We start from the raw sequence: 18,720 nt of genomic DNA on the forward strand, positions 1-18,720 counted from the left end.
AAAAACAATGAGCCAGTCGGAACTGGCTCATTAAGACGTGTTACAACCTGTTAACCGTTACATATCGTGTGGCGGTGGCGACAGCACTTCACGGTTGCCATTGTGTCCGGGTGCAGAGACGATACCCTGCGCTTCCATCTGTTCAATGATCCGTGCCGCGCGGTTATAGCCGATGCGGAACTGACGCTGCACGCCTGAAATGGACGCGCGGCGCTTGTCGATGACAAAGCTGACAGCCTGATCGAACAGCGGATCCAGCTCTTCATCACTCTCCATTCCACCGGCACTTTCGCTCTCTTCGCCCGCCGTAATGTTTTCGATATATTGCGGACGGCCACGCGCTTTCCAGTCCTGAACCACCGCGTGAACTTCCTGGTCGCGAACAAACGCGCCATGAACACGAATCGGTATTGAGGAGTTTGGCGGCATGTAGAGCATGTCACCCATACCCAGCAGCGACTCTGCGCCACCCTGATCGAGGATGGTGCGCGAGTCAATCTTGCTGGAAACGGTAAAGGCGATACGTGTCGGGATGTTCGCTTTAATCAGACCGGTAATAACATCGACAGAAGGACGCTGTGTGGCCAGCACCAGGTGAATACCGGCAGCACGGGCTTTCTGTGCCAGGCGCGCAATCAGCTCTTCAACCTTTTTACCGACCGCCATGATCAGGTCAGCAAACTCATCGACCATCACCACGATGTAAGGCAGTTTCTCCAGCACCGGCGGCGTCATATCCATGCTGTCACCCGGCTTCCAGAACGGATCAGGAATCGGCCGTCCCATCGCTTCCGCCTGCTCAACTTTTTCGTTGTAGCCCGCCAGGTTACGCACGCCCAGAGCCGACATCAGCTTGTAGCGACGCTCCATCTCACCCACGCTCCAGCGCAGCGCATTCGCCGCATCCTTCATGTCGGTTACCACTTCCGTCAGCAGGTGCGGAATGCCTTCATAGACCGACAGTTCGAGCATTTTCGGGTCGATCATGATGAAGCGCACTTCTTCCGGCGTCGCCTTGTAAAGCATGCTGATGATCATGGCGTTTACGCCCACCGATTTACCGGAACCGGTCGTACCGGCAACCAGCAGGTGAGGCATTTTCGCCAGATCGGCGACGACTGGCTGACCGGCAATGTCTTTACCCAGCACCACAGCCAGCGGAGAGGTATTGTCACGGAATTTAGGACAATCCAGTACTTCACGCAGATAGACGGTCTGACGATGCTTGTTAGGCAGTTCCAGACCGACATAAGGTTTGCCTGGGATGACTTCCACCACACGCACCGCGACTGTCGACAGTGAGCGAGCCAGGTCGCGTGACAGGTTGGAGATACGTGCCGCTTTCACACCCGGCGCCAGGTCAAGCTCGAAACGGGTAATGACCGGCCCCGGTGAGATGCCGACCACCTCCGCCTTGACGCGATAGTCACCCAGACGCGACTCCACCAGGCGGGCAGTCTGCTCCAGCGAGAACATATCTACCGGCTCTTCCTCTTCCGGCGGTGCGGTCAGCAGATCCAGCGAAGGCAGCGGCGTGGAAGGTTTCTCCAGCGGCTGCTCATGGCGCATCAGGAATGGGTGGATCAGGCTGTCATGCAGTGACGGCTTCGCTTCTTCAACCGGCTGAACCGGTGCCGCTGGCGAACCATAAGCGGGCGCAGCATTGTCCGCAGCCGGTGCATTATAAGCAGGAGCCGCGGGCGCAGCGTAGGCTGATGCAGAGTGGGTCGGAGCCTGAGGCGCGGCCGGGGCGCTGTAAGCAGGCGCAGCATAATCCTGCTCAGGCGTTGCCGCTGGCGGAGCATAGGCGGGCTCTGCCGGCGCATAGCGTGGGGGAGCCGGAACCTGAGCCGGAGCCTGCGGTTCTGACACCTCACGCACCTGCTGCCAGGGTTCATGTGAAACCGCCGGCGCTTCCGGTTCAGGCGTAGCGGCAATGGTGAACAGCGGTTCAGACGGGCCTTCATCAACCAGATCTTTCATTGGCGAAAAATCAAAGGCTGACGCGGTATCCAGATTAAAGACCGGTTCTTTTCGCTCTTGCGGTTCATAGCGCTGCTGCTGCTGTTCGGCGAACTGCCGCGCCAGGGCGGCCTGCTGCTGCGCCTCCTGTTCTTCCTCATCATCCTGCTGCCAGCCGGCGCCATACCGCTGCTGCTGTTCAGACTGGAAGGCCTGGCGCAGTTCAGCCTGCTGCTGCGCTTCTTCAGCCTCCTGAGTCGGAAGATCGGATGCAGCCGCAGTTGATTCAGCGCTTTCCGCTTTCGCTTTCTCTTCAGCCATACGCTGCGAAGGTAACTTAATACCATACGAGGCCAGCTCACGGCGGGTAGGCAGTTTTACCGGATTAGGACGCGGCAATGCCGGGCCAATACCCTGCTTAACCTGCGGATTCAGATTCGTTTCAGGTGCCAGGTCAAAGACCGGGGCCGTGCGCGTCGCGGTTCGGGAGGCAGCGGCAGCGGCGGTGACCGCAGCTGTTGCGGCGGGCACCACAGGGTTGACCGGCGTGTCGCGCCAGTTCCCCATTTTCGGCTCATCATCGTCATAGGCACTGAACGCCGGAGCCGCTGGCGCCTCGTCAGGCATTTCAAAGTGATAAAGCGGAGGTGCGGCAGCAGGAGCAGATGCACTCTGCGTTGCCGTCGGCGCAGACGCTGCCGCATAAGCAGGGGCGCTCTGAGGCGGTGCCGGCTGCACAGGCGCAGCTGGCTGGGAGGCCGACAGGCTTTCTGCTGCTGGATGCACTGCTGACGGCGGTACGGCTGCAGGCGCCGCGGACGCAGCAGTTCCTGGCGTTGCCGCTGCAACAGGCGCAGCCGGAGTCAGCAGCACATCGGCCGCTTCTGCGGTAGTGGCGACGGCCGCACTGGTGGCTGCGGCGGCTTTAGCCAGCAATGGGTCCTGCTCAGACGGTGAGGATTCAGCGGCTTTGCGGGGGGCAAACAGCAGCACATCATCATCCTGATCGCCGGTATGCAGCACTGGCGCGTCATCATACTCACGCGAATCCTGTTCATCCTCTTCCTGCCAGGGTTCATCGTGACGGGAGCGGTTGCTGGCAAAGGTCAGCACGCCCATCACAACCCCACCAATTCTCTCGGCGATAGTGAGCCATGACCAGCCAGTGTACAGCGTGATACCTGCCGCCCAGACGCAGAGCAGCATCAGCGTGCCGCCAGCCGGACTGAACCAGGGAGCGATGGCATTACTCACCAGGCTGCCGATCACCCCGCCTGAGGCAAAGTACCAGATATCATCTGCGTTGAGTGCCGCCATGCCACAGGTGGTAACCACCAGCGCAAGAACGCCAATCAGGCGCAGCCCGACAGCAAAGTAGTCAAAATAGTCCTGATTATCGCGCTGACGGAAGGCAATCCAGCACAGACCCAGGATAACCGGCGGAATGGCGTACGCCATTACACCAAAGATGAAAAGTAAGGTGTCAGCCAGCCAGGCACCGACGCTGCCGCCGATATTGTGGATAGGTTCATGCCAGGCCGTTTGCGACCAGCTCGGGTCGGAAGGGTTAAAACTGACCAGTGAAACCATCAGGTAGATGGCAAACAGCGCCACCAGAATGAGCAACGCTTCCAGCAGACGACGTCCACTGCTCAGCGACTGTAACGTAACGTCTTTATCTTCTGTATATTCCTGGCTCAAGAGGACTCTCCAGGTGCCTGTAAAGTAAGAAGCAACAGCGTCGGGCAAGCCCGACGCTGATCCTGTATGAATTCACAGGAGTGTACCGAAATATCTCAGGTTTTGCACCTGCCCCGCATCAGCGAGTCTTGATCACCAGGCGATTGCTCTGTTTGACCTCTTCCATGACGACATAGGTTCGCGTGTCGTTTACGCCCGGCAGGCGCAACAGGGTCTCACCCAGCAACTTACGGTAAGCAGACATGTCAGGAACGCGCGTTTTCAGCAGGTAGTCGAAATCACCGGAAACGAGGTGACACTCTTGAGTTTCCTCAAGTTTTTGCACAGCGGCGTTAAATTGCTCAAACACATCCGGCGCACCACGATTCAGAGTAATCTCAACGAATACCAGCAGAGAAGCATCAAGATAGTGCGGGTTCAGCTGTGCGGTGTAGCCAAGAATAAATCCCTGACGTTCGAGACGGCGCACGCGCTCAAGACATGGCGTAGGCGATAATCCTACGCGTTTGGAAAGCTCTACGTTTGAAATACGACCATCTTTCTGAAGTTCGTTCAGAATGTTCCTGTCAATTCTGTCGAGATCTTTCCCGGGGCGTTTCTTATTATCTACCATTATTATTGTCTCTCTTCATTCCTTCCCTTTACCTGCCACACCCTGAAAACGCTCATTGTTCGGGGCATTTTTGAAGTGAGCTAACAGAGCCTGTGGGTGAGACTTATCGATATGACGCATGCTGTCTGTCCACATCATGCGTCATTATCCATACCAGGCTGCTTTTATTCGGCGTTAAGTGCAAAACAGGCGATGAAAACCTGTTTTGTTCCGATAAATGTTATCCGCTTCTGATAATGTTTTCGCAAAAGCGCAGGCGATTGTCAAAGTAAAATCACCAAATTCAGGACAAGATGCCAGACAGACCGCTGGGTTACTGTTTTTAAATGAGGTTTTTTCAGCTATTGCACCGCTTAAGCGGAGTTTTGCCCCCTTTTGGCGCATTGCACAGGCAAAATTGCCATTCATCGTCTACGCCACTTGCAGCTATCGTTAACAAAATTGCCTAAACCTTGTCATTGCTGCCGGATATTCCCTACAATCGCAGGCTATGTCAGCCGAATGAAACTGAGGAACGCATGAGTACGGCCAAACACAGTAAGCTACTCATTCTGGGCTCCGGCCCAGCGGGTTATACCGCAGCGGTTTATGCTGCACGCGCCAACCTGAACCCGGTGCTGATCACCGGTCTGGAAAAAGGCGGACAGCTGACCACGACCACTGAAGTGGAGAACTGGCCGGGCGACCCGCACGATCTGACAGGTCCATCACTGATGGAGCGTATGCATGAGCATGCCGAAAAATTCAATACTGAGATCATTTTCGATCACATCCACACCGTTGATCTGCAGAACCGTCCGTTCCGTCTGACCGGCGACAGCGGCGAATACACGGCTGACGCCCTGATCATTGCGACGGGTGCGTCAGCGCGCTACCTGGGTCTGCCTTCCGAAGAGGCGTTCAAAGGCAAAGGCGTCTCTGCCTGCGCCACCTGCGACGGTTTCTTCTACCGTAACCAGAAAGTGGCCGTGATTGGCGGCGGTAATACGGCCGTTGAAGAGGCACTCTACCTGGCGAACATCGCGTCTGAAGTGCATCTGATCCATCGCCGTGACAGCTTCCGTGCAGAGAAGATCCTGATTGATCGTCTGATGGAGAAAGTGCGCAACGGGAATATCGTGCTGCACACGCATCGCACGCTGGAAGAGGTGGTCGGCGACCAGATGGGCGTCACCGGGCTGACCCTGCGCTCGACGCAGAACGAGGAAACCGAATCGCTGGATGTGGCGGGTCTGTTTGTCGCTATCGGCCACAGCCCGAATACCGCGATTTTCGACGGGCAGCTGGCGCTGGAAAATGGCTATATTAAAGTCCAGTCCGGCCTGCACGGAAACGCGACGCAGACCAGCATCCCGGGTGTGTTTGCGGCAGGTGATGTGATGGACCACACATACCGCCAGGCGATCACCTCTGCGGGCACCGGTTGTATGGCGGCGTTAGACGCTGAGCGTTTTCTTGATGGATTGGTTAAAAACGATCAGTAAGTTGTTAACCCGCTGATCTCAAATGTTCCAGGCGACGGTTTTTCAGTCGCCTTTTTTATTGCCCTCATGCTAGATTCTGGCGCCAGAAAGGAGGGAAATGCCTTTCCCTCTCCTCCCCATCATCGACATTTAGCATGGTCTCGCATGGATAAATCGCGGCAGCAGCATCTCACCCGCTGGCTTCGTCAGCAGCGTCATTTCGGCGGTCGCTGGTTGCGCCTGAATACGCTGCTGGGCACCGTCAGCGCCCTGCTGATTATTGCCCAGGCAGGTTTACTGGCCTCACTGCTTCAGACGCTGATCATCGGGCAACAGCCACGTGAAACCGTGACGGCCAGCTTGCTGCTATTGCTGCTCTGCTTTGTGCTGCGCGCCCTGATAAATTATGCCCGTGAACGGACCGGCTATCGTGCCGGGCAGGCGATCCGTCAGGCGTTACGCCAGCAGGTGCTGGACCGGCTCGCCGGGCTGGGTCCGGCGTGGATTCAGGGTAAACCGGCCGGTAGCTGGGCGACCCTGCTGCTGGAACAGATTGAAGAGATGCAGGAGTACTATGCACGCTATCTGCCGCAGATGACGCTGGCAGTGCTGATCCCCTGCTGCATTCTGCTGACGATTTTTCCGCTCAACTGGACCGCGGGTCTGATCCTGTTTGCCACCGCCCCTCTGATTCCACTGTTTATGGCGCTGGTGGGGATGGGCGCCGCTGAAGCCAACCGGCGGAACTTCCTGGTGCTGGCGCGTCTGAGCGGTAACTTCCTGGATCGCCTGCGCGGCCGGGAGACACTGCGACTCTTCTATCGGGGTGCAGCAGAGCAGCAGGCAGTGGCAGACGCCACCACCGATTTTCGCCAGCGCACCATGGAAGTGCTGCGCCTCGCTTTTCTCTCCTCCGCCGTACTGGAATTTTTTGCCTCCCTGGCGATTGCCGTCGTGGCAGTCTATTTTGGCTTCTCCTATCTGGGCGAATTGCATTTCGGCGACTATGGCCGCGGCGTAACGCTGTTCGCCGGTTTTCTGGTACTGATTCTGGCGCCAGAATTTTTTCAGCCACTGCGCGATCTCGGCGCGTTTTATCATGCGAAAGCTCAGGCGGTAGGCGCTGCCGATGCACTCGAGGCGTTTATGCAGGCTACGCCAGCCGCCACACCTCAGCAGGGTCAGATCCCCTTTACGGCCAATCGATCCCTCTCGCTGACCGCCGACCAGCTGGAAGTCTGCGCTCCCGATGGTCAGGTACTGTGTGGCCCGCTCACGTTTACCATCGCCGCCGGTGAGCAGATTGCGCTGGTCGGTCAGAGCGGGGCTGGCAAAACGGCGCTGATGAACGCCCTGCTCGGCTTCCTGCCTTACCGGGGATCGCTCAGGGCTAACGGGGTTGAATTGCGCGACCTGCAGCGGGCGGACTGGCATCAGCAGCTCAGCTGGGTAGGACAGAACCCTCAGCTACCGGCCGCCACGCTCCGTGACAACATCGTGATGAATGCAGCCTGGGAGGCGGAACGATTTGCCGCGCTGCTGGAGGCGTGCGGAATTAATGAGTTCCTGCCGCGTCTGCCCGACGGCATCGGGACCCGGCCCGGCGAGGGTGGTCAACTGCTCTCTGTGGGTCAGGCGCAACGGGTCGCCGTCGCGCGCGCGCTCTACAAAAGGTCGCATTTTTTACTACTTGATGAACCCGCTGCCAGCCTGGACGCACTCAGCGAACGTCATGTAATGGCGGCGCTGAATCAGGCGGCCTCCCGACAGACCACGCTGATGATTACCCATCAGATTGATACGCTGAGCCGCTGGCAGACCCTCTGGGTTATGGAGGCGGGTAAGCTGGTGCAGCAGGGAGAGTGGCAGGCGCTGTCGCAGCAGCCCGGTGCTTTTCGTGAAATACTGCAACATCGTCAACAGGAGATCCGCTGATGTCCGCCCTGCGCCCCTTTCTTCGTCTCTGGCTGCGCCACCCTTTTCGCCTCGCGCTGGGCATCGTGCTGGCGATTGCGACCCTGCTGGCGAGTATCGGCCTGCTGACCCTGTCTGGCTGGTTTCTGGCCGCCTCATCCGTCGCAGGTGTGGCAGGCCTCTACAGCTTTAACTATATGCTGCCTGCGGCCGGTGTGCGGGGCGCCGCCATTATTCGTACGGTGGCGCGCTATGCGGAACGCCTGGTGAGTCACGATGCGACTTTCCGGGTGCTTCAGCATCTGCGTCTCCACACCTTCAGCCGTCTGATGGCGCTTTCGCCCGGGCAGCTGTTGCGGTTCCGGCAGGCGGATCTGCTCAACCGCTTTGTGGCCGATGTGGACACGCTGGATCATCTCTATCTGCGCGTCATTTCGCCGCTGACCGGTGCCCTGGTGGTCATCGTGGTGGTCACGACGGGCATGAGTTTCATCGACATCGGGCTGGCCCTGACGCTGGGCGGCATCATGCTGGTCACCCTGATCGTGATGCCCGCACTCTTTTATCGCCTGGGCCGGCCCGCGGGCGTCGCCATTGCGCGTGGCCGCGCACGCTGGCGCTTACAGCTGATGCAGTGGCTGACGGCGCAGGCAGAACTGACGTTATACGGTGCGTCGCCGGCGTGGCGTCAGCGACTGGATGAAGATGAACAGCAGTGGCAGCAGTCGCAAAGCCAGCAGCAGCATCTGCAGGCCCTGGCGCAGAGCCTGCTGCTGCTGATTAGCGGCGTGACGGTGACACTTCTGCTCTGGCTTGGGGCTGCAACAGTCAGTCAGCAGCAACTCCCCGGCTCGCTGATTGCGCTGGTCGTGTTTTGCGCGCTGGCAGCCTTTGAGGCGCTGGCTCCGGTCGCGGGCGCCTTTCTGCCGATGTCTCAGGTGACCACCGCGGCTCAGCGGGTCAGTGACATTATCGATCAGTCACCTGCCATCACCTTTCCGGCCCATTCCGCTGCCCGGCCCGGCAGCCTGACCGTCGATATCGATCGGCTCGACTTCAGCTATCCCGATCGGCCAGACCGGGTGCTTGATCAATTTACGCTTAAAGTGGATGCGGGCGAACACATTGCACTGCTCGGGCCCACCGGCTGCGGAAAATCCACCCTGCTGGCGCTGCTGACCCGCGGCTGGAACAGCCAGCAGGGTGATATCCGCCTGAACGATCTGCCGATCGCCGCCTGGTCAGAATCAGCACTGCGCCAGCGCATCAGTGTGGTTACTCAGCGGGTGCATCTTTTCAGTCAGAGCCTGCGCGATAACTTACTGCTGGCCTCTCCCGGCGCCAGTGATGAGCAACTGAATCAGGTGCTGAGCCAGGTTGGCCTGCAGCGCCTGCTGGAGAATCAGGAAGGCTTAAATGCCTGGATGGGCGAAGGCGGCCGGCCGCTTTCCGGTGGTGAACTGCGTCGGCTGGCGCTGGCGCGCGCATTACTGCACGACGGCGATCTCTGGCTGCTGGATGAACCCACCGAAGGGCTGGATGCCACCACCGAACAGCATATTCTCGCCCTGCTGCAGCAGCTGACCGCCGGAAAAACCGTCATTATGATTACCCATCGCCTGAGCGGTCTGGAAAAGATGGATCGCATCTGTGTGATGGACAACGGGACGATTGTCGAGCAGGGCAGCCATTGCGAATTAATCTCAAAAGCGGGTCGCTACTGGCGTTTCCGGCAACGGATTGCGCTATAGTCTTAGCGAAATGCTGATGAGTAACCTATCGCGATGAGACTGATACAACTGTCACGGGAATCTCTGCAATTTCCGCCTCCTGAAATGGCACTGCGTGAGCCGAATGGCCTGCTGGCCATGGGGGGCGACCTCTCCCCTGCCCGGTTACTGAATGCGTATCAGCGCGGCATCTTCCCGTGGTTTTCGTCCGGCGATCCTATCCTGTGGTGGTCACCCGATCCCCGCGCGGTTCTTCTGCCCGAGCAGTTTCATCTCAGCCGCAGCATGAAGCGTTTCCATAACCAGTCGCCCTATCGCGTCACGATGAATGAGGCGTTTGCCGAGGTGATCGAGGGCTGCGCCAGCGGACGCGAAGAAGGCACCTGGATCACGTTTGAAATGAAGCGCGCCTGGCTGCGACTCTATGAGCTGGGCCACGCCCACTCCATTGAGGTGTGGGACGCACATCAGCTGGTGGGGGGCATGTATGGGCTGGCGATGGGACAGATTTTCTGCGGCGAGTCGATGTTCAGCCGCCAGCAGAATGCTTCGAAAACCGCGCTGTTAGTCTTTTGCCAGCATTTCATCCGCCATCAGGGGCGTCTGGTCGATTGCCAGGTGCTTAACCCGCACACCGCCTCGCTGGGCGCGCAGGAGATCCCCCGCAGTGACTATCTGCACTATGTCCAGAACTTTGCCAGCCAGCCAGTCAGCGAAGGCTGCTGGCAGACTCAGACCCTTTTTTAGTCACCCCGAGATGTTTTGCACACATAAAGACGGTTAAGTGGTATAATAGTCGGGTTTGGTATGTCGTCCGCGCTTCGCAATAACGAGCCGGAATTGCCAGGCTGGGAATCTCAACGCACTCTCGGAACTGTTTTCAATCGTGCGCGTGTAACCGGTTGATACAGATTCTTAGCCCGCTAATCCCCCGCAGACGCCACATAAACACCCTAATTTTACCGGATGCCCGCCACTGACGAGCACCCCCGGCAAAGCGTTGGCAAAATCGCCGACGGTTCTTTACATAAATCGTTGAATTGGGCATTATCTTGCCGGTTCAACTGAAAGGTAGTACACCCAGAGGATTCGATGGCCAAAGAAGACAATATTGAAATGCAAGGTACCGTACTGGATACGTTACCTAACACCATGTTCCGCGTAGAACTTGAGAACGGACACGTGGTTACTGCTCATATCTCCGGTAAAATGCGCAAAAACTACATCCGCATCCTGACGGGCGACAAAGTGACCGTTGAGCTGACCCCGTACGACCTGAGCAAAGGCCGCATTGTCTTCCGTAGTCGCTAACAGACATTAATTTCGCCGCCCTTCAGGTTGCAGCGAAAAAAAAGGCCGGATAATTATCCGGCCTTTTTCACATCTGCAGCAGGCGATTAATGCACCGTGCCTTCAGTTTTCCGTTTTTCCGCACTCAGGAAGTGATAGGTCAGTTCACCTTTCTCACGATCCAGCGCCACGGATACCGAGCCACCATCCACAAGCGAACCAAACAGCAGCTCATTGGCTAATGGTTTTTTCAGGCTGTCCTGCACGGTACGCGCCATTGGACGCGCGCCCATCGCCTTGTCGTAACCCTTCTCCGCCAGCCAGTCGCGGGCTTCATCACTGACTTCCAGCGACACGCCTTTGGCATCCAGCTGCGCCTGCAACTCGACAATAAACTTGTCGACCACCTGATGGATCACTTCTGGTGACAGGTGACTGAACCAGATGATGTTGTCGAGACGGTTACGGAACTCTGGCGTAAAGATCTTTTTGATCTCTTCCATTGCGTCGGTGCTGTTGTCCTGATGAATCAGGCCAATCGACTTACGTTCCGTTTCACGCACACCGGCGTTAGTGGTCATGACCAGCACCACGTTGCGGAAGTCCGCTTTGCGTCCGTTGTTATCAGTCAGCATACCGTTGTCCATCACCTGCAGCAGCAGGTTGAAGACATCCGGGTGCGCTTTCTCAATCTCATCCAGCAGCACCACCGCATGAGGATGCTTGATAACGGCATCCGTCAGCAGGCCACCCTGATCAAAGCCGACGTAACCTGGAGGCGCACCAATCAGACGACTGACGGTGTGACGCTCCATGTACTCAGACATATCAAAGCGCAGCAGCTCAATACCCAGCGCTTTCGCCAGCTGCACGGTCACTTCTGTCTTACCGACACCGGTTGGTCCGGCAAACAGGAAGGAACCTACCGGCTTGCGATCCTGCCCCAGACCTGCGCGGCTCATTTTGATCGCTTCGGTCAGCGCCTCAATGGCGTTGTCCTGACCAAAGACCAGCATTTTGAGACGGTCGCCCAGATTTTTCAGCGTATCGCGATCAGTTGCAGAGACGCTTTGCTCCGGAATACGGGCAATACGCGCAACCACGGTTTCAATGTCGGAGACATTGATGGTTTTCTTGCGCTTGCTGGCAGGCATCAGGCGCGCACGCGCACCCGCTTCATCGATGACATCAATCGCCTTGTCAGGCAGATGACGGTCGTTGATATATTTTACCGCCAGCTCCACGGCGGCGCGCACCGCTTTCGCGGTATAACGCACATCGTGATGCGCTTCATACTTGGTTTTCAGGCCATTCAGGATCTGCACGGTCTCATCAACAGACGGCTCCGTGATATCGATCTTCTGGAAACGACGCGCCAGCGCACGATCCTTTTCGAAGATGTTGCTGAACTCCTGATAGGTGGTAGAACCCATCACCCGAATCTTGCCGCTGGAAAGCAGCGGTTTGATCAGGTTGGCCGCATCGACCTGGCCACCGGACGCAGCCCCTGCACCGATGATGGTGTGGATCTCATCGATAAACAGAATGCTGTGTTCGTCCTGCTCCAGCTGCTTCAGCAGCGCTTTGAACCGTTTTTCAAAGTCACCCCGGTATTTGGTGCCAGCTAACAGCGAACCAATATCCAGCGAGTAGATGGTGCACTCTTTCATCACTTCCGGCACGTCGCCCTGCTCGATGCGCCAGGCGAGACCTTCTGCAATGGCGGTTTTACCGACACCGGATTCCCCCACCAGCAGCGGGTTATTTTTACGGCGACGGCACAGCACCTGAATGGTACGTTCCAGCTCTTTATCGCGACCAATCAGTGGATCGATCCCACCGACGCGAGCAAGCTGATTAAGATTGGTGGTGAAGTTTTCCATACGCTCCTCCCCGCCTGCTTGCTCTTCGTTAACCGGATTTTCTGCGCCTGGCGCCTGGCCCGGCTCATCTTTGCGCGTACCGTGAGAGATGAAATTCACCACATCAAGGCGGCTGACTTCATGTTTGCGTAACAGATAGGCCGCTTGCGACTCCTGCTCGCTGAAAATGGCGACCAGCACATTCGCGCCGGAGACTTCGCTGCGACCGGATGACTGGACATGGAAAACCGCACGCTGCAGAACGCGCTGGAAGCTGAGCGTCGGTTGGGTATCACGCTCCTCTTCGCTGGCGGGCAGCACCGGCGTGGTTTGTTCGATGAAGGCTTCGAGTTCCTGCCTTAGAGCCACAAGGTCCACCGTACAGGCTTCCAGTGCCTCTCTGGCCGACGGGTTACTGAGCAATGCCAGTAACAGATGCTCGACGGTCATAAATTCATGACGGTGCTCACGCGCTCTGGCGAAAGCCATATTTAAACTGAGTTCCAGTTCTTGATTGAGCATTAGGCACCTCCCCCAATTATCGCCCTTACCAGTTTCCTATATGGAGACGTGTTCAGGCTTTTTCCAGCGTACACAGCAACGGATGATGATTTTCCCGCGCATAGTTGTTCACCTGGGCCGCTTTTGTTTCGGCGACTTCTGCAGTAAATACACCACAGATCGCCTTGCCGTGATAGTGAACTTTCAACATCAGCTGCGTTGCACGTTCAACATCATAAGAAAAGAACTTTTGTACAACGTCAATAACAAATTCCATAGGTGTATAATCGTCATTATTCAGAATGACTTTATACATTGAAGGCGGCTTTAACCCTTCGCGTACTTTGTCTTCGGCCAGATGTTCAAAATTAAGCCAGTCGTTTGTGTTTGCCATAGTGTTCCGTTGAGATTTCGCTTTGAGCTTTTACGTCGCTACATCCTGAGAGTTTAACATGTCTGTCAAGCCGCTGGCCGCTGCTGAAAATTTATTCAGAAATTTCCTCGCGCGACCTGCATCACAAAATTCGCAATAGCGTTAACTGCCTCAAATTTTGATGATTTTTTCCCCACCTGGCCCGGTGGTTTGCTTGACGCCAGCGGCGCTTTCTCTACATTCTACCTGCACAGGCTGATTGAGTTTTAATCAACTCTGACTCACAGCGTCTGAGACCTCACCTACTTATAAAATGTCTTGCGAGGGAAGTAAAAGCATGGAGACGGGCACCGTTAAATGGTTCAATAATTCCAAAGGCTTTGGCTTTATCTGTCCGATCGGAGGCGGCGACGATATTTTTGCGCACTACTCCACCATTCAGATGGAGGGCTACCGAACGCTAAAGGCAGGCCAGCAGGTTCAGTTCGATGTTCATGAAGGTCCGAAAGGCAATCACGCCAGCCTCATCGTCCCCGTTGAGGTGCAGGTTGTGGCCTGACACTTCTCCCCTTATGAACGGTGGACCCAAATGCCAGCCCGTGCCGCTGGCATTTTCATTTACAGGAACATTCAGTCTGCCTGCCCCTGTGCCAGTCGGATAACCCGGGCAAACATCTGCCGCATCAGTGGCGGAATCGCCTCTGGCCCGCGCTCTGCCGCCGATGAGGCTACCGCAATCGCCAGCTCAGGTTTGGAACTGCGGTGAATCGCTTTGGTAATAATACGCCTGGAACTCATCGGAACGTTTAACGGCAGGTGCGCCATCTGATGATAAACCTCCTGGAAGCCGTGCTGATAGAGAAAATTTTCCATATCCAGCGCCGGTAACTGCGTCAGAAAACGCGGCTCAGCGTCACCCGGCTGCAGCTGACTGCGCGCCGTGGCGGCATACTTATGCCCCGCCTGATCGCCATCGGTCAGCACATGCCAGGCGATGCCCATACGCCGGGCAAACTTCAGCAGGGGCTTGAGACCGGACTGCGCAAACTCAATCACTTTGATCCCTTCAGCCGCAAAGTTGTAGCCACACTGCTGCGCCAGCTCATTCATGATCCAGACTTCGGTCTCCCCCTCCACCAGCAGCCAGCAGCGGGCGAAGAGCGCCGCAGGACGGTTGACACGGATATGAAAGCCGATACGCCGACTCTCTTCGGCACTCAGTCCTTCCGGACCGATGCGCCAGGCCGCTACGCGCGACGATTCACGCACCAGACGGCAGACATTTTCCACCGGCACCTGCGACAGCAGCTCAGCGGAATTGGTGGTGGCAATTTTCTGCAGCGGCAGCAGCCTCAGCAGGTTCCACGCTACCGAGAGCATAATCGGGTGCAGCCGGGTTTCCGGGTCTTCAATCAACAGCAGCGGCCGGGCATCGGCGGCAAGAGGCAGATCGCCCCGCGCCGCGATCAGCAGGGTAAAGATCTGCAGCAGGATCAGCTGGCGGCTGCGGGAGTCCGTTCCGGCAATCAGCTGGTTGAGGTGATCCAGCGCCCGCCAGCCCTGCCCGCCGTCGCGCGTCTGCCCATCCCGCGGCCGCGCCGTCTGACCGGTTTCCGGCGTCTGCACCTGAAAGTAGTGCTGCATCAGCTGCTGCATGGTCTTTAGTCCCTGCCGCAGCGCCTCATCGCTGAGCTGCTGTGGGTGGCGCGCCAGATCGCGCGCCAGCGACTCCATCCCCGCCAGTAACGGGGTATGCGCAGAATCCAGCGGCGCACTTCCCCGGGTGCGCTTGCTGAAACGCGCATCGCGCAGTCGCAGAACCGGATGACGTTTCAGCAACCGATCGATGGCCCCGGCACAGCCCGGCTCAGGCAACAGCTGACCGTCAGCATCTGTAAAACGGCGCTGGGTTTCAATACCGCTATCCCGCCAGATGGCGCTGACGCGGTAAAAGAGTCTGCGCTGTCCCTGAGCGTCACGCTGCCAGAAGGGAGCAAACAGCTCATCGGCGTCGTGCTCATCGTCGCGAAAGTGAAACAGAACCGACAGACGGCGCATCGGATCGTCCGCCTCGCCCGGGGTAAAGTGAAAATCGGCGGGCGTAAAAACGTGCGCCGGTTGATGCGGCGACAGCAACAGGCTCAGGGCATCCAGCAGGCTGGATTTGCCCCAGGCGTTCTCACCAATCAACAGGTTGGTCCGGGTCAAAGGCAGTGAAAGCTTATTGATGCCGCGGAAACCCCGAATATCGATATGTTCCAGAATCACAGGCGTCCATCCTCAGTTTATAAGAAGCATGGTTGCCGTAAGCCAGCCGGTCAAGCCGCGTTTTCGGGGTTTACTCTGTCACCCTTTTTCGCTAGCTTGTCGCCTCTTTTCCCAGGGATGGAACCTGCTGTTATGTACTCCGGACTTCTGATTATTCTGCTGCCGCTGATCGCTGGCTGGCTGTTACCCTTCCGACAGACTGCCACCCTGCGCCGGGTCAACCAGCTCCTGGGCTGGATGGTTTACGTCATACTGTTTTTTATGGGCATCAGCCTGGCCTTTCTCGACAACCTCAGCAGCAACCTGCTGGCGGTGTTTCACACCGCGCTGGTGGCTGCATTCTGCATCCTGATCTGTAACCTGCTGGCACTGCGCGGACTGGAAAAATATGCCCCCTGGCAACATGCGCATCGCCAGGAGAAGCTGCCGTCACGGCTGCATATGGCGCTGGACTCGCTGAAGCTCTGCGGCGTGGTAGTGATCGGTTTTCTGCTCGGCCTGACGCAGTGGCCGCTGCTGCATCACGCTTCGACGGCCAGCGAATATGCCCTGATCTTTCTGCTGTTCCTGGTCGGTATTCAGCTGCGCGGCAGTGGGATGACGCTGCGCCAGATTATCCTGAACCGGCGCGGCCTGCTGGTCGCCAGCGTGGTGCTGGTCAGCGCGCTGGCTGGCGGCGTGATCGCCGCGCTACTGCTTGGCGTGCCGCTGAAAACCGGTCTGGCGTTGGCCAGCGGCTTTGGCTGGTACTCCCTCTCCGGGATCCTGATGACCGAAGCCTTTGGCCCGGTCATCGGCAGTGCCGCCTTCTTCAACGACCTGGTGCGTGAACTGGTGGCGATCATGCTGATACCGGCGCTGATTGGCCGCCATCGCTCGAGCGCACTGGGCCTGTGCGGCGCCACTTCCATGGACTTTACCCTGCCGGTGCTGCAGCGGGCGGGCGGCAATGAGATTGTCCCGGCGGCCATCGTGCACGGCTTTGTGATGAGCCTGCTGGCCCCGATTCTGATCGCCCTTTTCTCTGCCTGATCCCTGTCTGAAATACGCAGGTCACCATTTACCTGGCCGCGATAAATAAGCGCAACGCGCAGGGAACAGGGTCAGAGGTGAAAAGTGGCCCGTCCTCTGCACGGCCCCCGGCTCTGCCAGCGCATTTTTTCACGCCTGCTTTTCTGCCGTGTCGTCTACGCTTCTTTTTTCAGTTCTGGTCACGTCATACATCAGGGCGAGCCGACAAAGGAGAAGAGCATGAAACAAACCGTGGCGGCGCTGGTCGCCAAAACGCTGGAAAGCGCGGGCGTAAAACGCATCTGGGGCGTCACCGGGGACTCCCTGAACGGCCTGAGTGACAGCCTTAATCGCATGGGCACCATCGAATGGATGCCGACGCGCCATGAAGAGGTGGCGGCGTTTGCGGCGGGCGCAGAAGCGCACATCAGCGGCAAACTGGCGGTCTGCGCCGGCTCCTGCGGGCCGGGCAATTTACATCTCATCAACGGTCTGTTCGATTGCCACCGCAACCGCGTGCCGGTGCTGGCGATTGCCGCGCACATCCCCTCCAGCGAAATCGGCAGCGGCTATTTTCAGGAAACCCATCCGCAGGAGCTGTTCCGCGAATGCAGTCACTACTGCGAGCTGGTCTCCAATCCGGAGCAGTTACCGCAGGTGCTGGGCATCGCGATGCGTAAAGCGATCCTGAACCGGGGGGTTTCGGTGGTGGTCTTACCCGGCGATATCGCGTTGCAGCCAGCGCCGGAGAGCGCCCGCACCGAGTGGTATCCACCGCAGCTGCCGCAGGTTCTGCCGCAGCCTGCCGAACTGGCTCAGCTGGCCAGTACGCTGAACGACGCCAGCGACATTACGCTGCTGTGCGGCAGTGGCTGTGCCGGAGCACATCAGGAAGTGGTCGCGCTGGCCGAAGCGCTGAAGGCCCCTATCGTGCATGCGCTGCGCGGCAAAGAACACCTGGAATATGATAATCCTTATGATGTCGGGATGACCGGCCTGATTGGCTTCTCATCGGGCTTCCACGCCATGATGAACGCCGGGACGCTGGTGCTGCTGGGTACCCAGTTCCCCTATCGCGCTTTCTATCCGGAAAAGGCGCGCATCATCCAGATCGACATCAATCCCGGCAGCCTGGGATCGCATTGTCACGTTGATGAGGCCTATGTCGGTGACGTGAAAACCACCCTGCAGGCGTTGCTGCCGCAGCTGACACACAAAAACGATCGTACCCATCTCGACAGCGCCGTTAAGCACTATCGTGAGGCGAGGAAAAGTCTGGATGAGCTGGCACAGCCCAATGACAAACAGCCTATCCATCCGCAATATCTGGCGCAGCAGATCAGCCACTACGCCAGCGAGGATGCGATTTTCACCTGTGATGTCGGCACGCCTACCGTCTGGGCGGCGCGCTACCTGAAGATGAACGGCAGACGTCGCCTGCTGGGGTCGTTTAACCATGGCTCGATGGCAAACGCCATGCCGCAGGCGCTGGGCGCGCAGTCCATCGATCGGAATCGTCAGGTGGTGGCCCTGTGTGGCGACGGCGGATTCAGCATGCTGATGGGCGATTTTATCTCGCTGGCGCAGCTGAAAATGCCGGTGAAGCTGGTGATTTTCAACAACAGCGTGCTGGGCTTTGTGGCGATGGAGATGAAAGCGGGCGGCTACCTGACCGACGGCACCGAACTAGACAATCCCGACTTTGCCGCCATCGCTCAGGCCTGCGGCATCAAAGGGATCCGGGTGGAGAAAGCGTCAGAACTCAACGGCGCGCTGGAGCAGGCATTTGCTCATGACGGGCCGGTGCTGGTCGATGTCATCACCGCCAAAGAGGAGCTGGCGATGCCGCCGCAGATCAAACTGGAGCAGGCCAAAGGCTTCAGCCTCTACATGCTGCGCGCCATTATGAACGGTCGCGGGGATGAAGTGGTAGAACTGGCGAAAACGAACTGGCTGCGGTAAAACAGGGGTTCCATCCAGGCGGGCGCGATGCCCGCCTTTTTTTTTGTCTTCCGCTACGTTCAGGAGCATA

At 57.9% G+C, this 18,720-nt stretch carries 14 protein-coding genes; 8 read left to right on the forward strand and 6 right to left on the reverse strand.

Annotated elements, in window-relative coordinates:
- Window positions 1-57: 57 nt before the first annotated feature.
- The 3 genes from S7A_RS12740 to S7A_RS21290 form a co-directional block, all read right to left on the reverse strand.
- Window positions 58-3,663 carry a DNA translocase FtsK 4TM domain-containing protein gene (locus tag S7A_RS12740; RefSeq protein WP_009091132.1) on the reverse strand — a complete coding sequence of 1,202 codons (3,606 nt, stop codon included), beginning with the start codon at window positions 3,661-3,663 and terminating at the stop codon, window positions 58-60.
- A 118-nt stretch (window positions 3,664-3,781) separates the two neighbouring features.
- Window positions 3,782-4,276 (reverse strand): leucine-responsive transcriptional regulator Lrp, encoded by a 495-nt coding sequence (gene lrp / locus S7A_RS12745; RefSeq protein ID WP_006118610.1) that lies wholly within the window; start codon window positions 4,274-4,276, stop codon window positions 3,782-3,784.
- A gap of 174 nt (window positions 4,277-4,450) precedes the next feature.
- Window positions 4,451-4,684, reverse strand: a complete 234-nt coding sequence (locus S7A_RS21290) for a hypothetical protein (RefSeq protein WP_141629822.1) — start codon at window positions 4,682-4,684, stop codon at window positions 4,451-4,453.
- Window positions 4,685-4,794: 110 nt separating this feature from the next.
- Between S7A_RS21290 and trxB the strand changes: the two genes are divergently transcribed.
- The 5 genes from trxB to infA all read left to right on the forward strand — a co-directional run bounded on the left by trxB (window position 4,795) and on the right by infA (window position 10,694).
- Window positions 4,795-5,760, forward strand: a complete 966-nt coding sequence (trxB, locus tag S7A_RS12750; protein ID WP_009091134.1) for a thioredoxin-disulfide reductase — start codon at window positions 4,795-4,797, stop codon at window positions 5,758-5,760.
- A gap of 144 nt (window positions 5,761-5,904) precedes the next feature.
- Window positions 5,905-7,674, forward strand: coding sequence for a cysteine/glutathione ABC transporter permease/ATP-binding protein CydD (gene cydD / locus S7A_RS12755; RefSeq protein WP_009091136.1), 1,770 nt, complete (start codon window positions 5,905-5,907; stop codon window positions 7,672-7,674).
- A complete protein-coding gene (gene cydC / locus S7A_RS12760; protein WP_009091138.1) occupies window positions 7,674-9,404 on the forward strand; it encodes a cysteine/glutathione ABC transporter ATP-binding protein/permease CydC in 1,731 nt (576 codons plus the stop codon). Before cydD ends, cydC begins: the two co-directional genes overlap by 1 nt.
- 33 nt (window positions 9,405-9,437) lie before the next feature.
- The gene (gene aat / locus S7A_RS12765; RefSeq protein ID WP_033736359.1) at window positions 9,438-10,130 is read left to right on the forward strand and encodes a leucyl/phenylalanyl-tRNA--protein transferase; all 693 of its coding nucleotides are present in this window, start codon (window positions 9,438-9,440) and stop codon (window positions 10,128-10,130) included.
- 345 nt (window positions 10,131-10,475) lie between these two features.
- On the forward strand, window positions 10,476-10,694 hold the full coding sequence (gene infA / locus S7A_RS12770; protein ID WP_002211347.1) for a translation initiation factor IF-1: 219 nt from the start codon (window positions 10,476-10,478) through the stop codon (window positions 10,692-10,694).
- Window positions 10,695-10,780: 86 nt separating this feature from the next.
- On the opposite strand, the gene clpA is transcribed toward infA, so the two are convergent.
- Together clpA and clpS are read right to left on the reverse strand one after the other, a co-directional pair.
- Window positions 10,781-13,057, reverse strand: coding sequence for an ATP-dependent Clp protease ATP-binding subunit ClpA (gene clpA / locus S7A_RS12775; RefSeq protein WP_009091142.1), 2,277 nt, complete (start codon window positions 13,055-13,057; stop codon window positions 10,781-10,783).
- Between the two features lie 52 nt (window positions 13,058-13,109).
- Complete coding sequence (gene clpS, locus S7A_RS12780; RefSeq protein ID WP_003849318.1) at window positions 13,110-13,430, reverse strand: ATP-dependent Clp protease adapter ClpS; 321 nt, start codon at window positions 13,428-13,430, stop codon at window positions 13,110-13,112.
- A gap of 316 nt (window positions 13,431-13,746) precedes the next feature.
- Between clpS and cspD the strand changes: the two genes are divergently transcribed.
- Window positions 13,747-13,968, forward strand: a complete 222-nt coding sequence (gene cspD, locus S7A_RS12785; RefSeq protein WP_009091144.1) for a cold shock-like protein CspD — start codon at window positions 13,747-13,749, stop codon at window positions 13,966-13,968.
- 71 nt (window positions 13,969-14,039) lie between these two features.
- Here the strand turns inward: cspD and S7A_RS12790 are convergent, their stop codons facing one another.
- The gene (locus S7A_RS12790) at window positions 14,040-15,677 is read right to left on the reverse strand and encodes an ATP-dependent endonuclease (RefSeq protein WP_009091145.1); all 1,638 of its coding nucleotides are present in this window, start codon (window positions 15,675-15,677) and stop codon (window positions 14,040-14,042) included.
- Between the two features lie 132 nt (window positions 15,678-15,809).
- On the opposite strand from S7A_RS12790, the gene S7A_RS12795 reads away from it, so the two are divergent.
- Together S7A_RS12795 and poxB are read left to right on the forward strand one after the other, a co-directional pair.
- On the forward strand, window positions 15,810-16,709 hold the full coding sequence (locus tag S7A_RS12795; protein ID WP_009091147.1) for a lysine exporter LysO family protein: 900 nt from the start codon (window positions 15,810-15,812) through the stop codon (window positions 16,707-16,709).
- Between the two features lie 219 nt (window positions 16,710-16,928).
- Window positions 16,929-18,650 carry a ubiquinone-dependent pyruvate dehydrogenase gene (gene poxB / locus S7A_RS12800; protein ID WP_009091149.1) on the forward strand — a complete coding sequence of 574 codons (1,722 nt, stop codon included), beginning with the start codon at window positions 16,929-16,931 and terminating at the stop codon, window positions 18,648-18,650.
- Window positions 18,651-18,720: the final 70 nt, after the last annotated feature.

The organism is Pantoea sp. Sc1 (genome assembly GCF_000255315.1).
Classification (GTDB): domain Bacteria; phylum Pseudomonadota; class Gammaproteobacteria; order Enterobacterales; family Enterobacteriaceae; genus Pantoea; species Pantoea anthophila.